Below are 6,869 nucleotides of genomic sequence, written 5' to 3'. Positions count from 1 at the left end.
ACAAGCGGTGAGGGTGAAGGTTTGCGTAGGGGTGGGGGTACGCGTGGGAGTTGAGAGCGCGGCCACCCGCTGGCGGGCCAGCGTTTGCCACTCGGGGAGAAGAGCTTCAGCGGGCATGGCGAGCAATTGTTGCCAGCGGGTGAAGGCTACATCGGGTTTGTCCAGTTTCTCCAATGCCTGAGCTTCCCAGTAGAGCAGTTCGGCTTTTTGAGCATCGTCGGTCGCCAGGCTGATAGAACGCTCTAACTGCATATAGGCATCTCCAGGATAACCGCCCAGGAACAGAGCCTGACCATAACCCACACTGGCGGCAAAAGACTTTTTATCGAGTTCGTAGGCCTGTTTGAAGTCGTCAATGGCGCTGGAGTATTCCTTTTGTTCCAGGCTAAGCCGCCCCCGCTGGAGGTAAATCTCCGGGTTACGGCGATCCAGACGCAGGGCGGCGTCCAATGCTTCCATGGCCTGAGGATAATCTCCCCGAGCGATCCAGGCGTTGGCCGCCAGAAGGTAAGCGCCGGGGTCATCCTGCATATAGCGGAGGTAGGTTTGTAATGGTTCAAGCGAGTCGGCCGGTTGACCGGCGGCCTGGTAGGCTTCTGCCAGGAGGCGATAGGCCGGAAGGAGGGTGAAATCGAGCTGATGAGCGGTCTGCGCATCGGCGAGGGCGCGGGTGGTTTCTCCAAGAGCCAGGAATACCTGACCGCGTTGCAGGTAAAAGAGGGGCGAGTTCTGGAGCAGACTTTCGGCCCGGGTGAGGAGGTCCAGCGCCTGCTGGTATTGTTTTTCAGTCTGGTCAAGGGCGGCCAGCTCAAGGTAGGCTTCGGCCAGATCAGGGTCTCGCTGGAGGGCTGTTTCAAGGTCACTGCGAGCTTTCAGGAGGTCTCGTGGATCACTGGCAAGGCGGGCGCGGGCACGTCCCAGATAGGCTGGAGCGAACCCGGGGTTGACCTGAATGGCCCGGTCATAATAGCTGAAGGCCAGGTTGTACTTTCCTGCAAAGCGGCTGGCCTCACCAGCATAGTAAAGCAGGTCGGCGGCCCCCGGCTCAAGGGTGGCTACCTGCAACATGTATTCTTCCACCTGAGACCAGTCTCCGCGTTGGTAGGCACGCATCCCGATGCGATAGGCCTCGCTGACGGGATGGGGGGTGTCTACATACATGGGGGTAGGGGTGTACGTGGCTTCGAGCATCATCCAGAGAGGGGTTGGGCCGAGAAAGGTTGGAGTGGGTGATCTTCGAATGGGAGTGGTGGAGGGAAGCGGGGTGAAGGTGGGAGCAAGCGGGAAGTCGGTAGGGATGATGATGCGGGCCTGACGCACCTGACGGACACTCTGGAGGGCAAAACCAACCAGTACCACCACAATCAAGGCTGCCCCCAGAATCAATGCCCACTGCCGCCAGTTGCCCAGCGGGGACGGGGGAAGGGCTTCCTTTTCCGGAAGATCGCTCACCTGCCAGTTGCGTTTCTGCAGGCGCAACGGGATCACCTGAGATGAATCGGGAGGGGCCAGACCGAGAAGCTGGAGACCACGCCTGGCAGCGAGATTAGAAGGATCACGGCGGAGCACTTCATTCAGGCAGTAAGCTCGCTCTTTGGGGGTATCTACCACAGCGCTCATCCACAGCCAGTATTCCGGGTTATTCTGGTTGAGTTTGAGCAGTCGGGTAAAGAGGTCACGCGCCCGAACGCGATCGCCTGCGTGAAGGGCGGCCATTGCTTCCTGAACCATGGCCTCTTCGGGGGTCATGCCTTCAGTTTAGCACAGGCGGAAATTCCGGGCAAGGATGGGAGGTTTTTATTTTTGTAAGGGGAGAAGTCGGGCGAATCCGCTAAAGGGATTGGCTGGAAGGCATGGCAACCGGTAAGTAGCAAGCGGAAAAGAAGGCAGGGGCAGGCTTTATTCGCCGTGGCCCCTGCCGGTGTTCGTTCTTTCTGAGGAATTAGAAGGCGAAGTGGATGGCCTGGCTGGCAACCACAACCCAGGTGATGACCATGGCAGTCAGGAATGCACCGACATAGACATGCCCCGTTCTGCGGAAGAAATAGGTTTTAACCAGAGAAGCGATGGTTAACAGGGCGACGAACTGGAAAGCGATGATTGTCCATAATGGTTCGGCGGGGTTAGCCAGCGTCCCTCCAGCAAGGAACGGAATGTACTGGTACAACAACAGGCCAATGAAACCGATGACCATTAACACCCAGTTCACCAGCATCTCCTGCCAGAGATTCAGTTTTTCTTTACGGAGCTGGCCATGAAGGACGATGCTGACGATGAGGAAGAAGAAGATGAAGGGGATGAGGTAAGAAAGGGCAATCCGGAACTGTAATGCATTCATTGGCTTGACGGCGAAGACCCAGAAGCGGTAATCGGTCTTGAAGAAAAAGGCCACCAGTAGCAATGAAGCATATCCGGCCAGGGTGATCAGGAAGGCCAGCAGGAAGGATTTGCCCACTTTGCTCCAGGAAACTTTACCTCCCCAGGTAAGACCATAATGATCGCCGCTGGCGCCTGTTTTCCGGTTCAAAAGGAAATGCCAGAGCAGGAATAGCACCAGAGAAATCAGGCCGAGCAGAGTGGTCCAGAGGATGACCTGGGTGGTGATATTCTGAGGAAAGAGCGCCGTGGGATTCCACTTCCATGTGACGAAGAATTGTTTGAATGGGAACAGGGTCAGTGGGGGCAAGATGATGAAGATCAGCGCCGCAATCCACCAACCCGGCCCGGTGATAGCTCTGGCTGAGGCAGGTTGTTCGATCAATTCAGAGAAGTAATGAGTGGCCAGCAAGAGCTCACCGATGGGGAAGAAAAGGAGCACCATGCCGATCAGGGCGACCAGATTGCCGATTTCTTTCCAGTACCAGATCTGATTTGAGGGTGGCAGAGGGGTGCCTCCCTGGAGCGTTTTCTGGAACCAATCGATGGCGTAACCAATGGCTTCGGTAGAAAGATGATCTCCGGGATGAATTACAGCCGGCTGGTACAGGATACGCGCTGTACCGTCCTCAATCGAGCCATAGAGTTTGCCGGGGATGACATCCTCAGTGGTTCCAAAAACCGTTTTAAGTTTGTCGGTCGACACGATATTTACCGGAATGGGTGATCCCCACATCAGCGCTGAAAATTCATCGAATTTTGAGAAAACCAGCGCCATGTTCCGTGGGAAGGTGGGGGTGCCATCTGGCGCGCCATAAGTTCCGGTGGATGAACCCTCCAGGACGATGGATTTGTAGCCATCCGGGAAGACCGAAGCCGCAATGACTGAAGCCCAGCCACCCATGGAATGACCTTCGAGTCCAATGTTGTTGGGATCGACGATATCGAGGGTGCGTATGAAAGCCAATGCCGGGGGGCCTCCGAAGCCGTTGGCGAAGGCGGGCGGATCAGAGTACCCGTGCCCGGTTTGGTCTACTGCCAGAACGACATAACCCCGGCGGGCAAATTCAATGGCGAACCCGTCCTGAGTCTCGTTGGTGTTGATGTATCCATGAATCGCAACGATCCCCGGGGCCGGGTTGTCTTTGGTAACCCCCTTGGGGATATACAACGTGGCATTTTGAACGATGCCATTGGAGCCCACAAAGCGCACATTTTTGATCTTGACGCTTCCTCCGTTAGTCTGGATGAGCCAGGCTGTGAGGCTGCCGATCAAAATCATGACCAGTGCGATGATCAAGATTCGCGAGGTGTTTTTCATGAGGAATTCCTTTCGCATTATCTGGGTTCAAAGATGTTTAATGCGAACGATCCATGAATGTCAGAAAGACCACACACGCGCACCATTAGCCCTGGAATATTCCACCCCGGGCTGACCTATGGGTTAGCGCTGTTCCAATGACTGAGGATAGAGGGGAAAATTTCTCTCGATAAGCACCTCCCTGGATGGAACCCACCCTTGTGTCCCGACCAAAGTAGCGTGCATAAAATATTATAGGTACCGTGAAGACGGGTGTCAATCGGATTAAATTTAGCTTAAGTGGATAAGCTGATTCTGGAGTGAGGGGGAAAGGCTGAAATATCTGGAATGGGCTTAATCGATGAAACTCCAGGCTGTATAATGGCCCCATGACTCTTTTACGGAATGCCTGCTTCCTGCTTGTTTTTTTGCTTGCTGCCTGTGCACCGGTGAAAACACTGGCGCCTGTAACCAGTCCAACTCTGCGCAGTGGAGAGCTTACTCCCTTTACGCCACCGGCCAGAATCACGCCTTCGGCGGCCAGTCCATCCACCCCCACCCCCCTGCCATCGCTCACCCCTACCCCTCTCACGCATATTGTCCGGGAGGGAGAAGATATGTTCGGGATCGCCTTACAGTATGGTCTGCCCCTGGATGCACTCATGACCGCGAATCCCACCGTGAATCCGCGAGCGATGAGCGTGGGGATGCGCCTGCTCGTCCCGGCGGGGGAACGGCCCACCCCGACGGTGGCCAACCCAACTCCCACACCTTTGCCGGTGCGGGCGGGTGCACCCGTCTGCTACCCCAGGCTGGATTCCAGCCTGATGTGCCTGGTGGTGATTTCGAATGCCACCACCACTGCGGTGGAGAACCTGAGCGGCGTCTTTCGCCTGCGGATGAACGACGGCAACATGCTGGATGCACCCGCCGTGCCGCTGCTCAACTTGCTCTCTCCGGGGAATGGCCTGCCGCTGACAGTGGTTATCCTCCCGCCAGCCCCCCAACACTTTGAGCTTGGCTTTGAGTTGACTTCAGCGCTTCCGGTGCCAGAACCCAACACGCGCTACCTGGATGCACATATCGAAGGGCTGGAGATTGGTGTCGCTCCTGACGGGCTTTCGGCGTCTGTAAAGGGAGAAGTAGTGATGCCCCCTGCCGGTGCCTCTGCTCAGACGGTGTGGGTGGGGCTGGTGGCTCTGAATGTTCAGGGCCGGCCTGTGGGAGTGCGCCGCTGGGAAAGCCCCCAACCCCTGCCGTCAGGCCAGAGGATGGCGTTCAGCGCCATGATCTACAGCCTGGGGGAGGCCATTGAAAAGGTAGAGGCGCTGGTAGAGGCGCGCCCCTGAAGGGATTCAACCCCAGTTTTCCAGCAGCGTGGGGAGTTCACCCAGCGTCGAGATGGTGTGATTGGGTTGAATACGTTCCAGCCAGGGCTGAGAAGATAGAAGATCGACCCGGCGAGTGATCCACACACTGCCCATTCCCAGCCGGTTGGCGCCGAGAATATCGGCCTGCAGGAAATCACCTACCATCACCGCCCGCTCTGGTGGCACACCAAAGTGGTTCAATGCCGCCTCGAAAATGTCGGGGTGAGGTTTTCGAATGCCGAAGGCGGCTGAGGTGAGGATGAACTCCAGATAAGGGCGAAGCCCGGCCCGGTCGATGAGCACCTGCACATCCTCATCGTACCCGGCATTGGAGATCAACCCGATGGGATAACCCCGGCGGCGGAGCTCCTCAAGTGTGGGGAGGGCATCTTCTTCGGCCTGCCAGTGAGACTGGGTTGCGCGGTAGAGGGCCGTCAGAGCAGCGTCCACGTGTTCCCGGGGAATGGTGTTGTAACCATATTCGGCAAGAATGCGCCGGAAAACCTCGGGGGCGGGGGTTTCCGTGAGGTTATCGTCGCGCCAGCGGTAATATTCACGCGCGGTCTCCCGGTAATATTGGGCAAACGAATCACCCAGGGGGTATCCGAGCTTCACCAGGGTTTGCTGCATGGACTGAATGCCTTCACGGACGGCAGTTTCCCAGTCGCCATTGAACCAGATGAGGGTGGCCCCCAGATCGAAAAGTACCAGATCAAAGCGTTTCATAAAGTTAACTCAATCCATCGAATGAGTAGATCATGTTCATCCCGGCGATCAATAACCGAGGGGTGGCTGATAAAGGTTATAGAGGGGCGCTCCGGTGAGATAGCGCCGCAGGTTGGCCAGGAAAAGGGCCACGGCCCGTTCATTATAATGGGTGCTCATTCCTGCGATGTGAGGGGTGATCAGCAGGTTAGGGGCTTTCCAAAGCGGGCTGGTGGGTGCCAGGGGTTCTTCAGCAAACACATCCAGCACGGCGCCTCTCAGACGCTTCTCATGCAGGGCATTGAGCAGAGCCTGTTCATCCACCACGCTCCCCCTGCCGACCACAATCAGAAACGCGGTTGGCTTCATGACTGCCAGCTCATCGGCACCGATCATCCCCCGGGTTTCGGGGGTAAGCGGGGTGGTGACCACCACAAAGTCACACAGTTTCATCATTCCCTTGATCGCCTGATAGGGATAAAGGCGGGTGAAGAGCGTTCCATGGGGGTCACCCAGACCCTCGACAAAATACCCCGTATCTTCGGGGTGCATGGCGTCTCGCTTGGCAGCCAGGATGGTCACCCCAAAGGGTTGAAGCAGGCGTGCCAGTTCACGGCCAATTGAGCCGTACCCGATGATCCCCACCGTACTGCCGCGCAATTCCTGGGGCATCAGGCGTTCCGCGCGCTCACGTGGCCATTCAGCTCTGGATTGAGCCGTGAAAAGGTCGGGCAGATGATGGGCAATAGCCAGCATCACGGTGAGGCAGTATTCAGCCGCCTGCGGAGCCGCCGCCCCGGAAAGCGTGGTCACCCGCAAACCCTCTTTGCGCAGGAGGGGAGAGTCGAGGGCAAAGTCGATGCCAGCGGAATGGAATTGCAACCAGCGCAGGTTTGGAACGCGCTCTGGAGGGGGTAGAACGCGATCGGTGTAGAGCACCTCAACTCGTTTCCAGAGGTCATCGGGTACATCTTCGGGGCGGCGAGCCACGTGGACATTGATGTTCACCCGTGGAGCCAGTTCGCGCAAAGGGGCGAGTTCCTCTTCCGAAAGGGGTAAGGTAATTAAAACTTCAATCACATTTTCCAACGTTACAACTCCTGATCTATCCAGTGCAG

General features: G+C 57.0%; 5 protein-coding genes. 1 reads left to right on the top strand and 4 read right to left on the bottom strand.

Annotated elements, in window-relative coordinates; genetic code table 11:
• Positions 1–1,749, bottom strand: a 1,749-nt coding sequence (locus tag ATHL_RS12805) for a tetratricopeptide repeat protein (protein ID WP_062194445.1), incomplete at its 3' end; no start/stop codon positions are given.
• Between the two features lie 193 nt (positions 1,750–1,942).
• A complete protein-coding gene (locus ATHL_RS12800; protein WP_062194441.1) occupies positions 1,943–3,697 on the bottom strand; it encodes an alpha/beta hydrolase family protein in 1,755 nt (584 codons plus the stop codon).
• Between the two features lie 368 nt (positions 3,698–4,065).
• Here ATHL_RS12800 and ATHL_RS12795 point away from each other — a divergent pair, with 368 nt between their 5' ends.
• Positions 4,066–5,025, top strand: a complete 960-nt coding sequence (locus ATHL_RS12795; RefSeq protein WP_062194437.1) for a LysM peptidoglycan-binding domain-containing protein — start codon at positions 4,066–4,068, stop codon at positions 5,023–5,025.
• Between the two features lie 6 nt (positions 5,026–5,031).
• Here the strand turns inward: ATHL_RS12795 and ATHL_RS12790 are convergent, their stop codons facing one another.
• Both ATHL_RS12790 and ATHL_RS12785 read right to left on the bottom strand, forming a co-directional pair.
• Complete coding sequence (locus ATHL_RS12790) at positions 5,032–5,772, bottom strand: HAD family hydrolase (protein WP_062194435.1); 741 nt, start codon at positions 5,770–5,772, stop codon at positions 5,032–5,034.
• 48 nt (positions 5,773–5,820) lie between these two features.
• Entirely contained in the window at positions 5,821–6,831 is a 1,011-nt protein-coding gene (locus tag ATHL_RS12785) for a D-2-hydroxyacid dehydrogenase (RefSeq protein ID WP_236822404.1), read from the bottom strand.
• Positions 6,832–6,869: the final 38 nt, after the last annotated feature.

The organism is Anaerolinea thermolimosa (genome assembly GCF_001050195.2).
Lineage (GTDB): Bacteria > Chloroflexota > Anaerolineae > Anaerolineales > Anaerolineaceae > Anaerolinea > Anaerolinea thermolimosa.
Note: the sequence above shows the minus strand (reverse complement) of the source record. Positions and strands in the feature narration are given on the sequence as shown.

What these genes read in the sequence shown, in the direction of transcription:
- ATHL_RS12795 (WP_062194437.1), top strand. Translation starts at nt 4,066, where the DNA reads ATGACTCTTTTACGGAATGCCTGCTTCCTGCTTGTTTTTTTGCTTGCT.
- ATHL_RS12800 (WP_062194441.1), bottom strand. Translation starts at nt 3,697, where the DNA reads ATGAAAAACACCTCGCGAATCTTGATCATCGCACTGGTCATGATTTTG.
- ATHL_RS12790 (WP_062194435.1), bottom strand. Translation starts at nt 5,772, where the DNA reads ATGAAACGCTTTGATCTGGTACTTTTCGATCTGGGGGCCACCCTCATC.